A 19,899-nucleotide genomic window follows, 5' to 3' on the forward strand; every position below is an offset into this window, starting at 1 on the left:
CCACTCGAGGAGCACACCGCGTGACAGTCCACGCCCCCCAGGCCGTCGTCGTCCTCGCCGCAGGTGCGGGCACCCGCATGCGGTCCAAGATCCCCAAGGTCCTCCACCCGATCTGCGGCCGCTCGCTGCTCATGCACGCCGTGACCGCGGCCGCGGGGCTCGACCCCCGCCAGCTCGTCGTCGTGGTGCGCCACCAGCGCGAGCTCGTGGCCCAGCACCTCGCCGAGAACGCCCCCGAGGCGCTCATCGCCGACCAGGACGAGATCCCCGGCACCGGGCGCGCCGTCCAGTGCGGCCTGGAGCACGTCACCGCCGAGGCCGGCACCGTGCTGGTCACCTACGGGGACGTGCCGCTCCTGGACACCGACACCTTGGCCCAGCTGATCGCCGCCCACGAGGACGGCCGCAATGCCGTCACGGTGCTCACCGCCCGTGTGCCCGACCCCACGGGCTACGGCCGGATCCTGCGCGACGTCACCGGCACCGACGTGCTCGGGATCGTCGAGCACAAGGACGCCGACGAGGCCCAGCGCGGCATCGACGAGGTCAACTCCGGCATCTACGCCTTCGACCTCGCCGTGCTGCGCTCCGCGCTGTCCCGGGTCACCGCCGACAACGCCCAGGGCGAGGTCTACCTGACCGATGTGCTGGCGATCGCCCGGGCCGACGGCGGTGCCGTGCGGGCGCTCGTGACCGAGGACCCCGTGCTCGTCGAGGGCGCCAACGACCGCGTCCAGCTCGCCGTGCTCGGCGCGGAGATGAACCGTCGCATCGCCGAGCGCCACATGCGCGCCGGCGTCGGCATCATCGATCCCTTGACCACCTGGATCGACGCCGAGGTCACCATCGGCCAGGACACGGTCCTCGAACCGGGCGTGCAGCTGCAGGGCGCCACCGACATCGGCGAGGACGCCCGCATCGGGCCCGACACCACCCTCAAGGACACGGTCGTGGCCCGCGGGGCGAGCGTCGTGCGCACCCAGGCGTTGCTGGCGGAGATCGGCGAGGGCGCCACCGTGGGCCCCTTCACGTATCTCCGCCCCGGCACCGTCCTGGGTGCCGGCGGCAAGATCGGCGGGTTCTGCGAGACCAAGAACGCCCACATCAAGGACGGCGCGAAGGTCCCCCACCTCAGCTACGTCGGCGACGCCGAGATCGGGGAGGGCACCAACATCGGCGCCGCCACGATCTTCGCCAACTACGACGGGGTCACCAAGCACCGCTCGACCGTGGGCCGCCACGTCCGGATCGGCAGTGACAACGTGCTGGTGGCACCCGTCGTGATCGGCGACGGCGCGGCCACCGGAGCGGGCACGATCGTGCGCAAGGACGTGCCGCCGGGGGCGCTCGCCGTCAGTGCCGTGACCCAGCGGAACATGGAAGGATGGACGCGGCGTCGCCGTGAGGGGACCGCGTCCGCCCGCGCGGCCGAGGAGGCCCAGCGGGCCGCGGACCAGGACGACGCAGCACAGCACGACGCAGCACAGCACGACGAAGCACAGCAGGCCGCAGGACAGCAGGCATCGGCCGGCGAGCCCACCACGCCGGCCACCACGGATCCCACCGAGGAGCAGAACAACCGATGAGCGGAATCGTCACCACGGGGGAGAAGCGCCTCGTCCTCGCCTCCGGACGGGCCCACCCCGTCCTGGCCCAGGAGGTCTCCGAGGAGCTCGGCGTCGAGGTCCTCCCGATGGACGCCTGGGACTTCGCCAACGGCGAGATCTACGTGCGCTACGGGGAGTCCGTGCGCGGCACCGATGTGTTCGTCCTCCAGAGCCACCCGGCGCCCATCAACACCTGGCTGATGGAGCACCTCATCATGATCGACGCCCTCAAGCGGGCGTCGGCCAAGCGCATCACGGCGATCGCCCCGAGCTTCCCCTACGCCCGCCAGGACAAGAAGCATCGCGGCCGCGAGCCGATCTCTGCGCGCCTGGTCGCCGACATGTACCAGACCGCCGGCATCGACCGTCTCATCTCGGTGGACCTGCACGCCCCGCAGCTGCAGGGCTACTTCGACCGGCCCGTCGACCACCTGATGGCGCTGCCGATCCTCGCCGACTACGTCGACCGCAAGTACTCCCAGGAGGACATCGTCGTGGTGTCCCCGGACGCCGGGCGGATCCGCGTCGCCGAGCAGTGGGCCAAGCGCCTGGGCGGGATCGGGCTGACCTTCATCCACAAGTCGCGCGACCCCAAGCAGCCCAACAAGGCGGTCGCCAAGCGCGTGATCGGCGACGTCAGCGGCAAGACCTGCATCCTCGTGGACGACATGATCGACACGGCGGGCACGATCGTCCAGGCCGTCGACGCGCTGCGCGCCCACGGGGCGGCCGCCGTCGTCGTGGCCACCACCCACCCGATCCTCTCGGACCCCGCCACCGAGCGCCTGCGCAACAGCGGCGTCACGGAGGTCATCTGCACCAACACCCTCCCGGTGCCCCCCGAGAAGCAGTTCCCCGAGCTCACGCAGCTCTCGATCGCGCCGCTCATCGCCCGCGCGATCCGTGCGGTGTTCGACGACGGCTCGGTCACCAGCCTCTTCGACGGCGAGGTCTGATCGCCCGCGGGTGACGCGACCCACACCGGCCCGCCGGGCCGTGGAGCGCGTCGCCCGCGCGTGCTAGATTCCCCCGGTCACCTCGGCGAGGGAGCGGACCTGCGTCCGGCTCCGTGATCGACGCGGTGCGGATCATCGCCCGCCCCTGCGGCGGCCCGGTCCGCGGTGCGTGTCGGCTCGTCACCCGTCACGACATCAGGAGCACACCATGCCCGAGAAGCTCTCGGTCACCCAGCGCGACGACTTCGGCAAGGGCGCCGCCCGCCGCATCCGCCGCGACGACAAGATCCCCGCCGTCCTGTACGGCCACGGCACCGAGCCGCTGCACCTCACGCTGCCCGGTCACGAGACCGCTCTGGCGGCCCGCAACTCCAACGCCCTGCTGGAGCTGGTCCTGCCCGACGGCGACAGCCACCTCGCCCTCCTCAAGGACATCCAGCGCCACCCGCTGTCGCGTCTGATCACCCACCTCGACCTGATCCTGGTGCGCCGCGGCGAGAAGGTCGAGGTCGACATCCCCGTCGTCCTGATCGGCGAGCCCTCCGCCCCGGCGATCGCCGTGGTCGACTCCCAGCACCTGACGCTCAGCGTCGACGCGCTGAAGGTCCCCGAGCAGATCGAGATCGACGTCGAGGAGAAGGAGGAGGGCTTCCAGCTCTTCGCCGGCGACGTCGTGCTTCCCGAGGGTGCCGAGCTGGTCACGGACGCCGAGACCCTCGTGGTCGCCGTCCAGATCCCGCGCGTCGAGGAGGAGCCCGAGGACGAGGAGACCGCAGAGTCCGAAGACGCCGAGGGCTCCGAGGAGGAGTCCACCGAGGAGTGATCCTCGCCGACGGAGGGACCGCGCCCCGCGCGTGATCCCTCCCTCACATCCCTCGCCACCGGGGCGTCGTGCAATGCGCGGCGCCCCGGTAGCGTTGTGCCCGAGAGTCATGGAGACACAGCGATGAGCACCGCCCACCTCGTGGTCGGCCTCGGCAACCCGGGGTCGTCCTATGCCCGCACGCGCCACAACATCGGACAGATGGTGCTCGACCACATCGCCGCGCAGACCGGTGGCACGTTCTCCTCCGCCCGCCGCGCCCAGGCGCGTGTCGTCGAGGGGTACCTCGGCGCCCCCGGCAGCGGTGCCCGCACGATCCTCGCCGAGCCCACCTGCTACATGAACCTCTCCGGAGGCCCGGTGCGCGCCCTCGCGGACTACTACGACGTGCCGCCTGCCCGCATCGTCGTCGTCCACGACGACGTCGACCTGCCCTTCGACACGATCCGCGTCAAGCTCGGCGGCGGCGAGGGCGGGCACAACGGCCTGCGCGACATCACCAAGGCGCTCGGCACCAAGGACTACCTGCGGGTCCGCGTGGGCGTCGGCCGACCCAGCGGCCGCAAGGACACCGCCGACCACGTCCTCGCACCGTTCACCGCGACCGAGTCCAGGACCCTGCCGATCCTCGTCGACGACGCCGCCGAGGCCGTCGCCCAGCTCGTCCTCGAGGGGCTCGTCCCCACCCAGCAACGATTCCACTCCCGGGAGGCACGATGACCGCCACCACCAGCAGCAGGCCCGGGACGCAGGCGGCCACGGCGCCGCTGGCTCCGCTGCTCGACCTGTTCTCCGCCGGCCCCGACCTCACCGCGATCCGCGACCTCGCGGCGGGGGAGGATCGGATCAGCGCCGTCACCGCGCCGGAGGGGCTGCACCCCTTCGTGGCCGCGGACCTCGCCCGGCGCGCGAGCGCGCAGGCCCCGATCGTCGTGGTCACCGCGACCACCCGTGCCGCCGAGGACGTCGTCGCGGCGCTCGGCTCGCTGATCGGCACCGAGCACGTGGCGCTGTTCCCGGCGTGGGAGACCCTGCCCCACGAGCGGCTCTCGCCGCGCTCGGACACGGTGGCCCGGCGCCTGGCGACCCTGCGCCGCGTCGCCCACCCCGAATCCTCCGTGCCCGTCCACGCCCTGGTGCTGCCGGTCCGCAGCCTCATGCAGCCGATCGCCGCAGGCCTGGGGGACCTCGTGCCCGTCCAGGCCCACGTCGGCGACGAGCGCCCCCTGGACGCCCTCGTGACCGCCCTCGTGGATGCCGCCTACACCCGCGTCGACATGGTCGAGCGGCGCGGCGAGTTCGCGGTCCGCGGCGGGATCCTCGACGTCTTCCCGCCCACCGAGCCCCACCCCGTGCGCGTCGAGCTGTTCGGCGACGAGATCGACGAGATCCGGTACTTCTCGGTCGCCGACCAGCGCTCCCTCGAGCCGGTCGAGCACGGCCTGGACGCCCCGCCCTGCCGGGAGATCCTCCTGACCGATGCGGTGCGCGAGCGCGCCCGCACCATGGCCGGCGAGCTGCCGGGCGTGCGCGACATGCTCCTGCGGATCGCCGAGGGCGTCGCCGTCGACGGCATGGAGTCCCTGAGCCCCGTCCTCGTGGACACGATGGAGCAGCTCGTCGACACGATCCCCGGCCACGGCACCCTGCTGGTGCTGGACCCCGAGCGGGTCCGCTCCCGCGCCGAGGAGTTCGTCGCCACGACCGACGAGTTCCTCGCCGCCGCCTGGTCGAGCGCCGCCGCCGGGGGAGGGCTGCCCATCGACGTCGGCGCCGCGAGCTTCGTGCCGCTGGCCGATGTCCGCGAGCGCGCGCTGAGCGGCGGGCACCGCTGGCTGACACTGTCGCCGTTCGGCCTCGAGACCGACACCGACCTCACCGTGGGCGCCGTCGCCCATCCCGGCTACGCGGGCCGTCCCGCCGAGGCCGCGCGCGACCTCGAGAAGCGCCGCGTCCAGGACTGGCGGATCGTCCTGACGATGACCGGCACGGGCTCGGCCCGCCACGTCACCGAGAGCCTGCGCGAGGCGGGCCTGCCCGCCCGCTTCGACGCCGACCTCGCCGATCCGCCCCGACCCGGGGAGGCCGTCGTCACCGTCGGCTCCTTCCTCGAGGGCGTCGTCGACGAGGCCACCCGCCTCGTGCTCGTCTCCGAGCGGGACCTCACCGGCAAGTCCGGCGCCCGCCGCAGCGGCGAGCGCAGGATCCCCTCGCGACGCCGCAACGTCGTGGACCCGCTGCAGCTGCGCCCGGGCGACCACGTCGTCCACCAGCACCACGGCGTGGGCCGCTTCGTCGAGATGACCAGCCGCACCGTCGGGACGGGCGCCAAGCGCGCCACTCGCGAGTACCTCGTCATCGAGTACGCGGCGTCGAAGAAGGGCCAGCCGGGGGACCGGCTGTACGTCCCCAGCGACCAGCTGGACCAGGTGACCAAGTACGTCGGCGGCGAGGACCCGGCCGTCAACAAGATGGGCGGCTCGGACTGGTCCAAGACCAAGTCCCGGGCCCGCAAGGCGATCCGCGAGATCGCCGGAGAGCTCGTGCGCCTGTACTCCGCCCGCCAGAACGCCGCCGGGCACGCCTTCGGCCAGGACACACCCTGGCAGCGCGAGCTCGAGGACTCCTTCGAGTTCGTCGAGACGCCCGACCAGCTCTCCACCATCGACGAGGTCAAGGCCGACATGGAGAAGCCGATCCCGATGGACCGGCTGATCTGCGGCGACGTGGGCTACGGCAAGACCGAGATCGCCGTGCGCGCCGCGTTCAAGGCCGTCCAGGACGGCAAGCAGGTCGCGGTGCTGGCACCGACGACGCTGCTGTCCCAGCAGCACCTGGACACCTTCACCGAGCGCTTCGCGGGCTTCCCCGTGACCGTCCGGGCGCTCTCGCGCTTCCAGACCGCCGCGGACTCCGAGCGCACCATCGAGGGCCTCCTCGACGGCAGCGTCGACGTGGTGATCGGCACCCATCGACTGCTCACGGGCCAGGTGCGGTTCAAGGACCTCGGGCTGATCATCGTCGACGAGGAGCAGCGCTTCGGCGTCGAGCACAAGGAGACCCTGAAGGCGCTGCGCACCGACGTGGACGTGCTGTCGATGTCCGCCACCCCGATCCCGCGGACCCTCGAGATGGCGGTCACCGGGATCCGCGAGATGTCGACCCTGCAGACGCCGCCCGAGGAGCGCCACCCGGTGCTCACCTACGTCGGCGCCGAGGACGACAAGCAGATCACCGCCGCGATCCGCCGCGAGCTGCTGCGCGAGGGCCAGGTGTTCTTCATCCACAACCGGGTCGAGGACATCGACCGCACCGCCCAGCGGATCCGGGACCTCGTGCCGGACGCCCGTGTCGAGGTGGCCCACGGCAAGCTCAGCGAGCACCAGCTCGAACGGGTGATCGTGGACTTCTGGGAGAAGCGCTTCGACGTCCTCGTGTGCACCACGATCGTCGAGACGGGCCTGGACATCTCCAACGCCAACACGCTCATCGTGGAGAACGCCGACCGCTTCGGCCTCTCGCAGCTGCACCAGCTGCGCGGCCGGGTGGGGCGTTCGAGCGAGCGCGCCTACGCGTACTTCCTCTACCCGCCCACCAAGCCCCTCACGGAGCTCGCGAGCGACCGCCTGACGACGCTGGCCACCCACACGGACCTCGGCGCCGGCATGCAGGTCGCCATGAAGGACCTCGAGATCCGCGGCGCCGGCAACCTGCTGGGCGGCGAGCAGTCCGGCCACATCGCGGGCGTCGGCTTCGACCTGTACGTCCGCATGGTCGGTGAGGCCGTCAGCGCCTTCAAGGGCGAACCGCAGGAGCAGACCAGCGACGTCAAGATCGAGCTGCCCCTGGACGCCCACATCCCGCACGACTACATCGGCTCCGAGCGCCTGCGGCTGGAGGCGTACGCGAAGCTCTCGGCCGCCGACTCGCGCGAGAAGATCGAGGCGATGATCGCCGAGCTCACCGACCGCTACGGGACGCCGCCCGCCCCCGTGCAGGTGCTCCTGGACGTCGCCAGGTTCCGGCTGGACTGCCGGGCCGCCGGGATCGACGAGGTCCAGGCGCAGGGCAAGATGATCCGCTTCGCCCACATCGAGCCCGCGGACTCCGCGGCGATGCGGATGCGCCGCCTCTACCCGGGCACGATGTTCAAGCCCGCCCTGCGCCAGGTGCTCGTGCCGCGCCCGATGACGTCCCGTCTGGGCGGGAGCGAGTTGCGCGACGCGGAGGTGCTGACCTGGGCCCGCACGGTGCTGCAGGACCTGGGCGCGACCCCCGCCGCCTCGGCCGCGTGAGCACGGTGTCCGCACCGCGTGTCCTTCTGGTGGCCGTCTCGCCGCTCGGCACCCCGGGGCTGCTGGGCGCCTCGACCTGGGACGCGGTGCGCCAGGCCGGCGGGGTGCTCGTCTCCCTGCGCGACCCCGCGTGGCGTGACCTCCTCACCGAGGCCGGCGCGACGCTGCTGCCGGCGGGCGATCGTTCGACGGACGCGGACACGCTCACGGCCGCACTGCCCGAGGCCGACCTGCCCGAGGTCACCCGGCCCGTGGGCGCCCGCATCGTGTGGCTGGTCGACGCTCCGGACCTGGACGCCGCGACCGAGAGGGCGCTGACGGCCGTGCGACGGATCGGCCTCGAGGACACCGACCTCCGGACGCTCCCGGCGCCCGCGGATCCGCCCGGCGCGCAGCTGCTGCGATCGGTGCAGATCATGGATGCCCTCCGCTCGCCCGGCGGCGACGCCTGGAGCGCCGGGCAGACCCATCGCTCCCTCGCCCGCTACCTCCTCGAGGAGAGCCACGAGGTGCTCGACGTCATCGAGCAGCCCGCCTCCCACCCCGCCGGCGCGCTCACGGACGAGCTGGGGGACATCCTCTTCCAGATCGTCTTCCACGCCCGGCTGGGCCAGGAGGCCGCCGAGCCCTGGTCCGTCGACGACGTCGCCCGCTCGCTCAACGCCAAGATGGAGCGCCGCAACCCCCACGTGTTCGGCACCGCCACGGACACCGCCCTGGAACACCGGGACGATGTCGAGGAGATCGTCGCCCAGTGGCACGGCGTCAAGGCCGCCGAGGGGCGTCCCGCGGGGCTGCTCGACGGGGTCCCCACGCGCCTGCCCGCCCTCCAGCGCGCCGCCAAGGCGGTGCACCGCGCCCGTTCGGCGGGGACGCTCGATGCCCTGCTGGCGACGGCAGACCGCGCCGTCGAGGACGATCCCGCCCTCGCGGGACGGTCCGTGGCCCGTGCGCTCCTGGACCTCGTCGTCGAGGCCGAGGCCCGGGACGAGGACCCGGAGTCCTCGCTGCGCACCCTGCTGGGCCGCCTCGGCACCGACGCGACCCGATCCCCGCAGGGGGATTGAGGCGTCGTGGACCACCTCGGCGTGCTCGCCGGCTGCTTCGGGTACGCCGTGCTCGGGGCGATCGTCCCGTTCCTGAACACCGAGCTGATCGCCGTGACCGTCCCCGCCGCCACCCACACCCCGCCGCTGCTCGTGGCCGTCGTCCTGGGCATCGGGCAGACGCTGGGCAAGACCCCGTACTGGCTGGCCGGGTGCGGCGCGGATCGCTGGAGCAGGCTGCGGCGGGAGCGCCCGGAGAGCTCCCGGCGCCGCCGTCGACCGCTCCCGTCGTTCCTGGCACGCCCCGTGGCCTGGCTGCGCCGGGTCAGCGAGGCCGTCATGACCTGGGGACGCCGGGGCGGCCTGCGCATGATGGCGGTGAGCCTGGCCTCGGGCGCGGTCGGGATCCCGCCGTTCACCCTGTGGCCCGTCGCGGCGGGCGCGATCGACCGGCGCTGGTGGCGGTTCGCGGTGCCCGCGATGATCGGCCGGATCGGGCTCTACACGGTGTTCGCCCTAGCGCCGGGACTGGTCCTGGGCACCCGCTGAAGGTCCCGCTCGCGGACCGTAGACTGATCCCGACGGCCCGTGACCACCGGGCCACCGCATGACCTTCAGCGACTAGGAGCACATGCCCATGGCAGTCATCGACGCCCTCTACGCCCGCGAGATCCTCGACTCCCGCGGCAACCCGACCGTCGAGGTCGAGGTCCTGCTCGACGACGAGAGCACCGGGCGCGCGGAGGTCCCCTCCGGCGCCTCCACCGGCCAGTTCGAGGCTTCCGAGCGCCGCGACGGCGACAAGGGCCGCTACCTCGGCAAGGGCGTCCTGCAGGCCGTCGACGCCGTCTTCGAGGACCTCGAGCCCGAGGTGCTGGGACTCGACGCGAGCGACCAGCGCGCCCTCGACCAGGCCATGATCGACCTGGACGGGACGCCCAACAAGGGCAAGCTCGGCGCCAACGCGATCCTCGGCGTCTCGCTCGCCGTCGCCAAGGCCGCCGCGCAGTCCTCCGGCCTGCCGCTGTACCGCTACCTCGGCGGCCCCAACGTGCACCTGCTGCCCGTCCCCATGATGAACATCCTCAACGGCGGGTCCCACGCGGACTCCAACGTCGACATCCAGGAGTTCATGATCGCTCCGCTGGGTGCCGAGTCCTTCGTCGAGGCCGTCCGGATCGGCGCCGAGGTGTACCACGCGCTCAAGGCTGTCCTCAAGGAGCGCAAGCTCGCGACGGGCCTGGGCGACGAGGGCGGCTTCGCGCCGAACCTCGACTCCAACCGCGAGGCCCTCGACCTGATCGTCGACGCCATCCAGCAGGCCGGCTACACGCCCGGCAAGGACGTGGCGCTCGCCCTCGACGTCGCCGCGAGCGAGTTCCACTCCGAGGGCGGCTACCGCTTCGAGGGAGAGGTCAAGACCTCCGAGCAGCTCATCGACTACTACGCCGATCTCGTGGCCAGCTACCCGCTGGTCTCGATCGAGGACCCGCTGGACGAGGAGGACTGGGACGGCTGGGTCGCGATCACGGAGCGTCTGGGCGACAAGGTCCAGATCGTCGGGGACGATCTCTTCGTCACCAACCCCGAGCGTCTGGCCCGGGGCATCGAGACCGGCGCCGCGAACGCCCTGCTCGTCAAGGTCAACCAGATCGGGACCCTGACCGAGACGTTCGATGCCGTCGACCTCGCGCACCGCAGCGGCTACCGCTCGATGATGTCCCACCGCTCGGGCGAGACCGAGGACACCACCATCGCCGACCTCGCGGTCGCGGTGGGCTCGGGTCAGATCAAGTCCGGCGCACCCGCCCGCGGCGAGCGCGTCAACAAGTACAACCAGCTGATCCGCATCGAGGAGGAGCTGGGTGACGCGGCGGTCTACGCCGGCGCGTCGGCCTTCCCGAGGTTCTCGGCCTGAGGCCTGTAACCTGACGGGCATGACTGCCAGACGACCGGGTGTCCCGCGACGAGCGGGGCGCCCGGTCGTCCCGTCCCCGGGGCGATCCGGCGCGCGGTCCCCGCAGCGCCAGGGCTCGAAGGCGGGACCTGCCGCATCCCCCTCGCCCTCGTCCTCGCGACCCGGAGGTGCCGCCCGGCGTCGCACCACGGCACCGGCCCTGACGGCGGTCGAGCAGGAGGGGCCGGTCTGGGGCATCACCCGCCGGGGCCTGGTGCTCATCGCCCTGGTCGTGGTCGCCCTCGCGACGCTGGTGCCCACGCTCAACAGCTACGTGAGCCAGCGTCAGCAGCTGGCCGCGGCCCAGGAGCAGGTGTCCCAGCGGGAGGCCCAGGTCCAGGAGCTCCAGCACCGCGTCGAGCGCTGGGAGGACCCGAACTTCGTGGCCGCCCAGGCCCGGGAGCGGCTGCTGTACGCGATGCCGGGGGAGACCCAGTACCGCCTGACCGACACGAGCGGCCGCGACGTCCCCCTGACCGAGGACCAGAAGGTCGCCGAGGCCGCCGCCCAGGAGGACTGGTACGACGGGCTCTGGACGAGCGTCGAGGCCGCCAGCAGGCTCCAGCCCCAGGACGTCCCCGAGGGGTCCACCACCGAGCAGACCGGCACCGAGCAGACCGGCAGCGGTGAGAAGGTCCAGACCCCCGACGACACCACGAACCAGGAGAACCCCACCCCGTGACCGCCCTGCCCGCGCTGCCCCACGAGAGCCCCAGCACCGAGGAGGATCTCGCGGAGATGCGGATCCAGCTCGGACGCGACATGCGGGGCGTGGTGTCCATCGCCCGCCGCTGCGCCTGCGGCAGGCCCGCGGTCGTGCGCACCTCGCCACGACTCGAGGACGGCACCCCGTTCCCCACCTCCCTCTACCTGACGCTTCCGTCGATGGTCGCGGCGGTCTCGCGCCTCGAGGCCGAGGGCCGCATGGCCGAGCTCACCGAGCAGCTGGGTCGCGACGAGGACCTCGCCGCCGCCTACCGCCGCGCCCATGAGCGATACCTCGCCCGCCGCGCCGAGCTGGGGCACGCCGAGGAGGTCGAGCACGTCAGCGCCGGGGGCATGCCCACCCGCGTCAAGTGCCTGCACGCGCTCGTGGGCCAGGCGCTCGCAGAGGGCCCCGGCATCAACCCCGTCGGGGACCTCGTGCTCTCCGAGCTCGCACCGATCGCCTCGATCGACGTCTGCCGCTGCGAGGTGGCCGCATGAGCGCCCCGGACCCGCGCGACGTCCCGGGACCGGTCGCGGCGATCGACTGCGGCACCAACTCGATCCGCCTGCTCATCGCCCGGCCCGGACCCGACGGCACGACGGTGGACCTCGAGCGCCGCATGGAGGTCGTCCGCCTGGGACACGGCGTCGACCGCACCGGGGTGCTGGACCCCGCGGCGATCCGGCGCACCCTCGAGGCCACCCGCGGCTATCGCGAGCTCATCGATCTCCACGGTGCCCGGCAGGTGCGGTTCGTGGCCACGAGCGCGACCCGGGATGCCCGCAACCGCGCCGACTTCATCGCCGGGGTCCGCGACATCCTCGGCATCGAGCCGGAGGTCGTCACGGGCCAGGAGGAGGCCGAGCTCTCCTTCCGCGGTGCCGTGACCACCCTGGCGGGCCTGCCGGAGGGCCCGCGGCTGGTGGTGGACATAGGCGGGGGCTCGACAGAGCTCGTGCTCGGCGTCGCCTCGCCGACCCACCGCATCAGCCTCGACATGGGATCGGTCCGCCTGACGGAGCGCCACCTGCGCACGGACCCTCCCACAGCGGCGGAGATCGCCGCGGCGACCCGGGACATCGACGCCCTGCTCGACGAGGCGGCACAGATCGTCCCCTGGCAGGAGGCGCGGGCCGTCGTGGGGGTCGCCGGGACGGTCACGACCGTCACCGCGGTCGCCGAGGGCCTGACCCGGTACGACCCGGACGCGACCCACGGCAGCGAGCTGCCGATCGACCAGGTCCTGGCCCAGTGCGACGCCCTGCTGCGGGCGACCCGCGCCGAGCGGGCCGCACATCCCGTGATCCATCCGGGGCGGATCGACGTGATCGGTGCCGGCGCCCTCATCTGGGCGCGGGTCCTCCGGCGGGTCCGCGATGCCTCCGGCGTCGAGATCTGCCGGACGAGCGAGCACGACATCCTCGACGGGATCGCCCTGAGCCTGCTCGACGAGGCCCGGTAGCCGCCCGGTCGGACAACCGTGGGAAACCGCTTTCCATGGTGGGTGTGATGAGGCATACACCCCTCTCACCCAGCGGGACGGCGGCCCGCCGCTTTGAACGGGCTCACGCACGGACCTACTCTGGACGCATGAACAACACCCCCGGCGCCAAGCCCCATGTCCTCATCCTCGGCGGAGGGGCCGTCGGCCTCTCCACGGCCGAGAGCCTGCAGAAGGCACTCGGGAGCGAGGTCGCGATCACGGTCGTCGACTCGCGTCCGTACCTGACCTACCAGCCCTTCCTCCCCGAGGTCGGCGCCGGCTCCATCGACCCCCGCAACGTGCTCGCCCCGCTGCGCAAGGCGCTTCCCGGCGCCAAGGTCGTCACCGGCACCGTCTCGAAGATCTCGCACGAGGCCAAGACTGTGGCCGTCGACATCCAGGGCGGCGCGCCGCTCGAGATCTCCTACGACTACCTCGTGGTGGGTCTGGGCTCCGTACCGCGCACCCTCCCCATCCCCGGTCTCGCCGAGAACGCGATCGGGTTCAAGTGGGTCGAGGAGGCCGTGGCCGTCCGCGACCGCATCACCGCAGCCCTCGCCGAGGCCGCGTCCACCAAGGACGCCGAGGCCCGCAAGCGCCTGCTCACCTTCACCTTCGTCGGCGGCGGCTTCGCCGGCGCCGAGGCGCTGGCCGAGGTCCAGGACATGGTCTCGGACACTCTGCGCTACTACCCGGACCTGCACGCCGCGGACGTCCGCTTCGTGCTCGTCGAGGCCATGGGGCGGATCCTTCCCGAGGTGGGCGAGGAGCTGGGCCTGTACGCGCTCAAGCAGCTGCGTGAGCGCGGCATCGAGGTCAAGCTCGAGACCTTCCTGAACTCCTGCGAGGGCGGTCACGTCAAGACCTCGGACGGTGACGAGTTCGACTCCTCGCTCATCGTGTGGACCGCGGGCATCAAGCCCAACCCGATCCTCGCCGAGTCCGACCTCCCGCTGAACCAGACCGGGCGCCTCGACTGCCTCGCGGATCTGCGCGTCAAGGACGAGAACGGGCCGCTGCACTCGGTGTTCGCCGGCGGCGACTGCACCACCGTGCCGGACCTCGCCTCGGGCGAGGGCAAGGTGTGCGTCCCCAACGCCCAGCACGCCACGCGTCAGGGCAAGCGGATCGCCGACAACATCGTCCGATCGATCCAGGGCCGCCCGCTGGTGGACTACTTCCACAAGAACCTCGGCACGATGGCGACGCTGGGCCTGTACAAGGGCGTCGGCACGCTGATGCTGGGCGACCGCAAGGTCGAGGTCAAGGGCCTGCCCATCTGGGCCATGGCCCGTGCCTACCACGTGTACGCGATGCCGACCCTGCCCAAGAAGGCCGCGGTCGTCGGAGGCTGGATCAGCCAGGCGCTCGGGCGTCGCGACATCATCGGCATCCCCGAGAGCTCGACCCCGCGCAAGGCCTTCGAGCTCGCGGCGTCCTCCACTCCCAAGAAGAAGTGACGTCTGCGGGCCCTGGCCCGCAACACATCGACGCACGCGCCGTCGGAAGGTGATCCTTCCGGCGGCGCGTGCCGCGTCGGGGCCCGAATCCGGATATGATCACGATGGAAACTGCATGAAAGTCGCGCATTACGAGCACGAACGCGCATGCGGCCAGCACGGACATCGACAGCAGCACAACGAGAGGGAGTGACCCCATGGAGGTCATCGTCGTCGACACAGCGGAGGACGTCGCGCAGCGCGTCGCGGACCGTTTCGACACCGCGGTCAGAGGAGCGGGCGATGCCGGGATCACGCTCGGTCTCGCCACGGGGTCCTCCCCGGTCCGCGCCTACCGCGAGCTGATCCGTCGGTACCGCGAGGAGGGCCTGTCCTTCGCCCGCGCCCGTGCCTTCCTGCTCGACGAGTACGTGGGCCTGCCCACCTCGGCGCCGCAGAGCTACCACCGGTTCATCCGGGACAACTTCACCGACCACGTCGACATCGACGACGCGCTCGTGCTCTCGCCCGCGGGCGACGCGGCGGACCCCGCCTCGGCGGCCGCCGCCTACGACCGGTCCATCGTCGAGGCCGGTGGCGTCGACATCCAGATCCTCGGGATCGGCACCGACGGGCACATCGGCTTCAACGAGCCCACCAGCTCCTTCGCCTCCCGCACCCGGGTCAAGACGCTGACGCGCCAGACCGTCGCGGACAACGCCCGGTTCTTCGACGCCCCCGAGGACGTTCCCGTCCACGTGCTCACGCAGGGCCTGGGCACGATCCTCGAGGCGCGCAAGATCGTGCTCGCCGCCTCCGGCGAGTCCAAGGCCGAGGCGATCGCCCAGGCCGTCGAGGGCCCGGTCAGCGCGCTCTGGCCCGCCACCGCCCTCCAGTTGCACCCCGCCGTGACCGTGGTGGTGGACCGGGAGGCCGGCTCCCGCCTCGCCCTCGGTGACTACTACCAGTTCGTGCAGGAGAACAAGGCGCGCCTGTCGCGCTGATCCCCGTCGACCCGCGGCGGGGGAGTCGAATGTGACCGGTCAGACCCGGTCACGGGCAGGTCACGGTGGCTCCGGGGCGCGGTCGCGTGCTCCTGCGGCGATAAAATGAGCGCCATGACCTCCCCCTCCTCCGCCCCGGCGTCCCCGCGCTCGGGCATCGACAGGTACTTCCTCATCTCCGAGCGTGGCTCGACCGTCGGACGCGAGATCCGCGGCGGGCTCGTGACGTTCTTCGCGATGTGCTACATCGTGGTCCTGAACCCCCTGATCATCGGCACCGTGCCGGACTCCACCGGCCACTACCTCGGCGGCGGCACCGAGCCCAACCTGCCCGCGGTCGCCGCGGGCACCGCGCTCGTCGCGGCGATCATGTCGATCGTCATGGGCACCTGGGCCAAGTTCCCGCTCGCGCTGGCGACAGGCCTCGGCCTCAACGCCTACATCGCCTTCTCGGTGGTCTCCCTGCCCGGGATGACCTGGGCCGGGGCGATGGGCCTCGTGGTCCTCGAGGGCGTCGTGATCCTGATCCTCGTGCTCACCGGGCTGCGGCGAGCGATCTTCCGTGCCGTGCCGCCCTTCCTCAAGACCGCGATCGGCGTGGGCCTGGGACTGTTCATCGCCTTCGTCGGCCTCTTCAACGCCCGCTTCGTGACCTCCGCGGCGGCGACCCCCGTGCAGCTGGGCAACGACGGGTCCCTCATCGGCTGGCCCACCCTGATCTTCGTCGTCGGCCTGCTGCTGACCATCGTCCTGTGGGTGCGCAAGGTCCCGGGCGCGATGCTCATCGCGATCGTCGCCGCCACGATCCTCGCGATCGTCCTCGAGCGCGTGCTGCACATCGGCGCGTACGCCCCGGCCGACGGCTCGAACCCCGGCAACCCGCACGGCTGGAGCCTGAACCTGCCGGCCCTCGACGGCTCCCCCGTGGCCCTGCCCGACTTCTCCACGCTGTTCACCGTGGACCCCATCGGCGGCGTCACGGCCGTGGGCGTCATCGGCGCGCTCGTCATCGTCTTCTCCCTCGTGCTGGCGGACTTCTTCGACACGATGGGCACGATGGTCGCCGTCGCCGCCGAGGGCGGTCTCCAGGACGGCAAGGGCGAGATCCCCGGTGCCCAGAAGATCCTGCTGGTCGACTCCCTCGCCGCTGTCGCCGGCGGTGTGGGCGGCGTGAGCTCGGCGACCGCCTATGCGGAGTCGGCGACCGGCGTCGGGGAGGGCGCCCGCACGGGCCTGGCCCCGGTGATCACGGGCCTGGCCTTCGCCGCGACCGTGTTCCTGGCTCCGCTCGTGGCGATGGTGCCCTACGAGGCGGCGACGCCCGCCCTCGTCATGGTCGGCTTCCTCATGATGACCCAGATCCTGGACATCGACTTCCACGACGTCGAGAAGGCCATCCCCGCCTTCCTCACGATCATCCTCATGCCCTTCGCCTACTCGATCACGGTGGGCATCGGCGCGGGCTTCGTGACCTACGTGCTGATCCGCGTGGTGCGCGGCAAGGCGCGCGAGGTGCACTGGCTGCTGTACGCCGTGGCGTTCCTGTTCGTGCTGTACTTCCTCCGGGGAGCCCTCGAGGGCGCCATCGGCTGAGCCGCCCCACGCGTGCGGCCGGAGGAGGGCGGATGTCCGACAGGAACGGCGGGTCCCCGGAACCCGGGGAGGCCCAGGAGGCCGTGGCGGAACCGGGGACCGGGACGAATCGGTCACCGGGGGAGATCCCGGATCCCGCAGACGATCGGCACGCTGACCCCGGGGACCCCGAGTCCTCCCGGGATGCTCTGGTCCGGGAGCTGCAGAGGACGATCCTCATCTCCTCGCGGCGACTCCGACGTCGCACCGCGGACGAGACCGTCTCGGCGGCGCAGTTCTCGGTGCTCGCCTATCTCGAACGGCACGGGGAGTCCACGCCCGGTCGCGTCGCGGAGTTCGAACAGGTCTCCGCGCCGGTGATGACCCGGATGGTGGGGCGCCTCGAGGAGGCGGGGCTGGTCCTGCGCGGCGCGCACCCGGGGGACCGCCGCCAGGTGGCGGTGCGTCTGACGTCGCTCGGGCAGGACGTGGTCGCCTCCGGACGACGCGAGCGCTTCGCCTGGCTGCGCACCGCGATCGACGGACTGGATGCCGACGAGGTCCGCATCCTGCGCGAGGCCGCGCGCATCCTCGACACGGTCGTCGCGGACGGACCCGAGTAGGGAGCCCGGGCCCGGTCCACAGCAGGAAGCCTGGGCGCGGCCACGGCAGGGACCCCACAGCGCATCGGCCACAGCGCTCAGGAAGGGCGGTGCCGGGCGCGCTCTGCGTGAACGCGGCCCGAGGGCTCGACGGAGGCATCGGTCCCGCACGGGCCGACATGACGACGGTGGCATCCGCCGAGCGCGAGCTCGGCAGATGCCACCGTCGTCATTCCGCCTCGGGGCTCCACGGCGCGAGCCGTCCCGACGGTGATCAGCCCAGGGCGTCGACCACGAGGTCCAGGCACGCGATGAGCGCCGTCACGTCCTCCTCCGGCACCGCCGGGAAGGTGGCCACGCGCAGCTGGTTGCGCCCGAGCTTGCGGTACGGCTCGATGTCGACGATCCCGTGGGCGCGCAACACCTTCGTGATCGTGGTGGCGTCGATGGCAGGGTCGATGTCGAGGGTCGTCACGACCTGCGAGCGCGCCGCCGGGTCCGCCACGTAGGGCGTCACCTCGGGACGACGGGCGGCCCATTCCTGCAGCAGGCCGCTGGTGGCGCGGGTCCGGGCGTCGGCCCAGGCCAGGCCGCCCTGCGCCAGGATCCACTCGATCTGCTCGGCGAGCAGCACCAGCGTCGCGATGGACGGGGTGTTGAGGGTCTGGTTCTTGCGCGAGTTGTCGATCGCCGCGGTGAGCGACAGGAAGGCGGGGATCCAGCGGTCCGTCGTGGCGAGACGCTCGGCGCGTGCGATCGCCGCGGGGGAGAGCAGCGCGATCCAGAGCCCGCCGTCGGAGGCGAAGGACTTCTGGGGCGCGAAGTAGTAGGCATCGGTCTGGGAGACGTCCACGGCGATGCCGCCGGCGCCGGACGTGGCGTCGATCAGCACGAGCTGGTCATCGGTGGCGCCGGGCACACGCCGGATCGGAGCCATGACCCCGGTGGAGGTCTCGTTGTGCGTCCAGGCGTAGACGTCGACGTCGGGATCCCCGACGGGCACGGGCAGGCTGCCCGGCTCCGCGGAGATGATGCGGGGATCGGCGAGGAACGGGGCGGCGGCGGTCTCGTTCGCGAACTTCGAGGAGAACTCCCCGAGGACGAGGTGCTCCGCCCGGCGCTCCACGAGCCCGAACGTGGCCACGTCCCAGAACGCCGTGGAACCCCCGTTGCCGAGCACCACCTCGTATCCCTCCGGGAGGGAGAAGAGCTCGGAGAGTCCCGCGCGCACCCGGGCGACGACGTCCTTGACGGGGGACTGACGGTGGGAGGTGCCCAGGACGGTGCGGCCCACGACCACGAGGGCGTCGAGCTGCGCGTCGCGCACACGGGAGGGTCCGGAGCCGAAGCGTCCGTCCGCGGGGAGGAGGTCGGCAGGGATGGCGATGTCGGGCGCTGTGGTCATGGAGCCATTGTCCCGCCTCGCAGGACGCGAGGGGCGCGGGTCCGCCGTACGGTCCCGGCGTGGCAGGATTCTGGTCATGAGCCGCGCCGAACTCGACAAGAAGCCCTTCGACGTCGCCGGGATGTTCGACGGTGTCGCGGCGCGCTACGACCTCATGAACTCCCTCATGGCACCCGGCCAGGTCGGGCGATGGCGCCGCGCCACGGTCGAGGCCCTCGACCTCGATCGCGGGGAGACGGTGCTTGACCTCGCCGCTGGCACCGGGACGTCGACGGCCGCCCTGGTCGATGCGGGGCTCCGGGCGGTCGCGGCGGACTTCTCCTCCGGGATGATGGCCGAGGGTCGCAAGCGCCAACGGCACGTCCCCTTCGTGGGCGCCGACGCGCAGCACCTCCCCTTCGCCGACGGCACCTTCGCCGGCGCGGTCATCTCCTTCGGCCTGCGCAACGTGCAGGATCCCCGGCGCGGGATCCAGGAGATGGCCCGCGTCGTGCGCCCGGGCGGTGTGGTGGTGGTGTGCGAGTTCTCGACGCCCACCCATCGCGCCTTCCGTGCGGTCTACGAGAGGTACCTGCTGCGCGCGATCCCCACGGTCGCCCACAGGGTGGCCTCGGAGCCGGAGGCCTACGACTACCTCGCGGAGTCGATCCTGGCGTGGCCCGATCAGGAGGAGCTGCGCGACTGGTTCGCCGGCGCCGGGCTGCGGAGCAACCAGTTCCGCAATCTCAACGGTGGGATCGTCGCCCTGCATCGCGGCGTGGTCCAGGCCTGAGCGCATGACCGTCGGGTGCCTGCGGAGGGCTCTACGGGAGGGCGGCGGAAAGCTCCCGGGAGCGTGTGTCGCAGGACACCTCCCGAAAGGCCCCTCTCAAGTTGACGAGCCGTGCGGACCCGCGTAATGTTCTTCCTCGTGCCCAGGTGATCGGGACGGAAGGAGAACTACGGTTCTCGGACCGAAAACCTCGCTCACCAGGCACATCGGCTCCGGTCTTCCGGAGCCG

At 72.0% G+C, this 19,899-nt stretch carries 17 protein-coding genes; 16 read left to right on the top strand and 1 reads right to left on the bottom strand.

The features are described 5' to 3' along the window. Positions 1 to 77 precede the first annotated feature (77 nt). The 15 genes from glmU to ACT3TZ_RS13670 all read left to right on the top strand — a co-directional run bounded on the left by glmU (position 78) and on the right by ACT3TZ_RS13670 (position 17,514). Entirely contained in the window at positions 78 to 1,586 is a 1,509-nt protein-coding gene (glmU, locus tag ACT3TZ_RS13600; protein WP_444583985.1) for a bifunctional UDP-N-acetylglucosamine diphosphorylase/glucosamine-1-phosphate N-acetyltransferase GlmU, read from the top strand. Next, on the top strand, positions 1,583 to 2,563 hold the full coding sequence (locus ACT3TZ_RS13605) for a ribose-phosphate diphosphokinase (RefSeq protein ID WP_444583968.1): 981 nt from the start codon (positions 1,583 to 1,585) through the stop codon (positions 2,561 to 2,563). Before glmU ends, ACT3TZ_RS13605 begins: the two co-directional genes overlap by 4 nt. A gap of 208 nt (positions 2,564 to 2,771) precedes the next feature. Next, the gene (locus ACT3TZ_RS13610) at positions 2,772 to 3,386 is read left to right on the top strand and encodes a 50S ribosomal protein L25/general stress protein Ctc (protein ID WP_444583969.1); all 615 of its coding nucleotides are present in this window, start codon (positions 2,772 to 2,774) and stop codon (positions 3,384 to 3,386) included. A gap of 123 nt (positions 3,387 to 3,509) precedes the next feature. Beyond that, positions 3,510 to 4,106, top strand: a complete 597-nt coding sequence (gene pth, locus ACT3TZ_RS13615; RefSeq protein ID WP_444583970.1) for an aminoacyl-tRNA hydrolase — start codon at positions 3,510 to 3,512, stop codon at positions 4,104 to 4,106. Continuing rightward, the gene (gene mfd, locus ACT3TZ_RS13620; protein ID WP_444583971.1) at positions 4,103 to 7,681 is read left to right on the top strand and encodes a transcription-repair coupling factor; all 3,579 of its coding nucleotides are present in this window, start codon (positions 4,103 to 4,105) and stop codon (positions 7,679 to 7,681) included. The genes pth and mfd overlap by 4 nt, the downstream gene beginning before the upstream one ends. Continuing rightward, complete coding sequence (locus tag ACT3TZ_RS13625) at positions 7,678 to 8,748, top strand: MazG nucleotide pyrophosphohydrolase domain-containing protein (RefSeq protein WP_444583972.1); 1,071 nt, start codon at positions 7,678 to 7,680, stop codon at positions 8,746 to 8,748. Before mfd ends, ACT3TZ_RS13625 begins: the two co-directional genes overlap by 4 nt. A 6-nt stretch (positions 8,749 to 8,754) precedes the next feature. Beyond that, complete coding sequence (locus ACT3TZ_RS13630; protein WP_444583973.1) at positions 8,755 to 9,276, top strand: hypothetical protein; 522 nt, start codon at positions 8,755 to 8,757, stop codon at positions 9,274 to 9,276. Positions 9,277 to 9,364: 88 nt separating this feature from the next. Continuing rightward, complete coding sequence (gene eno, locus ACT3TZ_RS13635; protein WP_444583974.1) at positions 9,365 to 10,645, top strand: phosphopyruvate hydratase; 1,281 nt, start codon at positions 9,365 to 9,367, stop codon at positions 10,643 to 10,645. A 19-nt stretch (positions 10,646 to 10,664) separates the two neighbouring features. After that, the gene (locus ACT3TZ_RS13640; protein WP_444583975.1) at positions 10,665 to 11,366 is read left to right on the top strand and encodes an FtsB family cell division protein; all 702 of its coding nucleotides are present in this window, start codon (positions 10,665 to 10,667) and stop codon (positions 11,364 to 11,366) included. Continuing rightward, positions 11,363 to 11,890 (top strand): DUF501 domain-containing protein, encoded by a 528-nt coding sequence (locus ACT3TZ_RS13645; protein WP_444583976.1) that lies wholly within the window; start codon positions 11,363 to 11,365, stop codon positions 11,888 to 11,890. The genes ACT3TZ_RS13640 and ACT3TZ_RS13645 overlap by 4 nt, the downstream gene beginning before the upstream one ends. Next, complete coding sequence (locus ACT3TZ_RS13650; protein WP_444583977.1) at positions 11,887 to 12,855, top strand: Ppx/GppA phosphatase family protein; 969 nt, start codon at positions 11,887 to 11,889, stop codon at positions 12,853 to 12,855. The genes ACT3TZ_RS13645 and ACT3TZ_RS13650 overlap by 4 nt, the downstream gene beginning before the upstream one ends. A 128-nt stretch (positions 12,856 to 12,983) precedes the next feature. Next, complete coding sequence (locus ACT3TZ_RS13655; protein WP_444583978.1) at positions 12,984 to 14,336, top strand: NAD(P)/FAD-dependent oxidoreductase; 1,353 nt, start codon at positions 12,984 to 12,986, stop codon at positions 14,334 to 14,336. Positions 14,337 to 14,533: 197 nt separating this feature from the next. Next, on the top strand, positions 14,534 to 15,319 hold the full coding sequence (gene nagB, locus ACT3TZ_RS13660; RefSeq protein WP_444583979.1) for a glucosamine-6-phosphate deaminase: 786 nt from the start codon (positions 14,534 to 14,536) through the stop codon (positions 15,317 to 15,319). A 114-nt stretch (positions 15,320 to 15,433) separates the two neighbouring features. Further along, positions 15,434 to 16,912, top strand: a complete 1,479-nt coding sequence (locus ACT3TZ_RS13665; protein ID WP_444583980.1) for an NCS2 family permease — start codon at positions 15,434 to 15,436, stop codon at positions 16,910 to 16,912. 32 nt (positions 16,913 to 16,944) lie between these two features. Next, positions 16,945 to 17,514, top strand: coding sequence for a MarR family winged helix-turn-helix transcriptional regulator (locus ACT3TZ_RS13670; protein WP_444583981.1), 570 nt, complete (start codon positions 16,945 to 16,947; stop codon positions 17,512 to 17,514). 253 nt (positions 17,515 to 17,767) lie between these two features. On the opposite strand, the gene serC is transcribed toward ACT3TZ_RS13670, so the two are convergent. Continuing rightward, positions 17,768 to 18,898: a phosphoserine transaminase gene (serC, locus tag ACT3TZ_RS13675; RefSeq protein WP_444583982.1), complete on the bottom strand. Its 1,131-nt coding sequence runs from the start codon at positions 18,896 to 18,898 to the stop codon at positions 17,768 to 17,770. Between the two features lie 76 nt (positions 18,899 to 18,974). Between serC and ACT3TZ_RS13680 the strand changes: the two genes are divergently transcribed. Then, positions 18,975 to 19,670: a demethylmenaquinone methyltransferase gene (locus ACT3TZ_RS13680; RefSeq protein ID WP_444583983.1), complete on the top strand. Its 696-nt coding sequence runs from the start codon at positions 18,975 to 18,977 to the stop codon at positions 19,668 to 19,670. Positions 19,671 to 19,899 lie beyond the last annotated feature (229 nt).

The organism is Brachybacterium sp. AOP25-B2-12 (assembly GCF_052378625.1).
In the GTDB taxonomy this organism is placed as follows: domain Bacteria; phylum Actinomycetota; class Actinomycetes; order Actinomycetales; family Dermabacteraceae; genus Brachybacterium.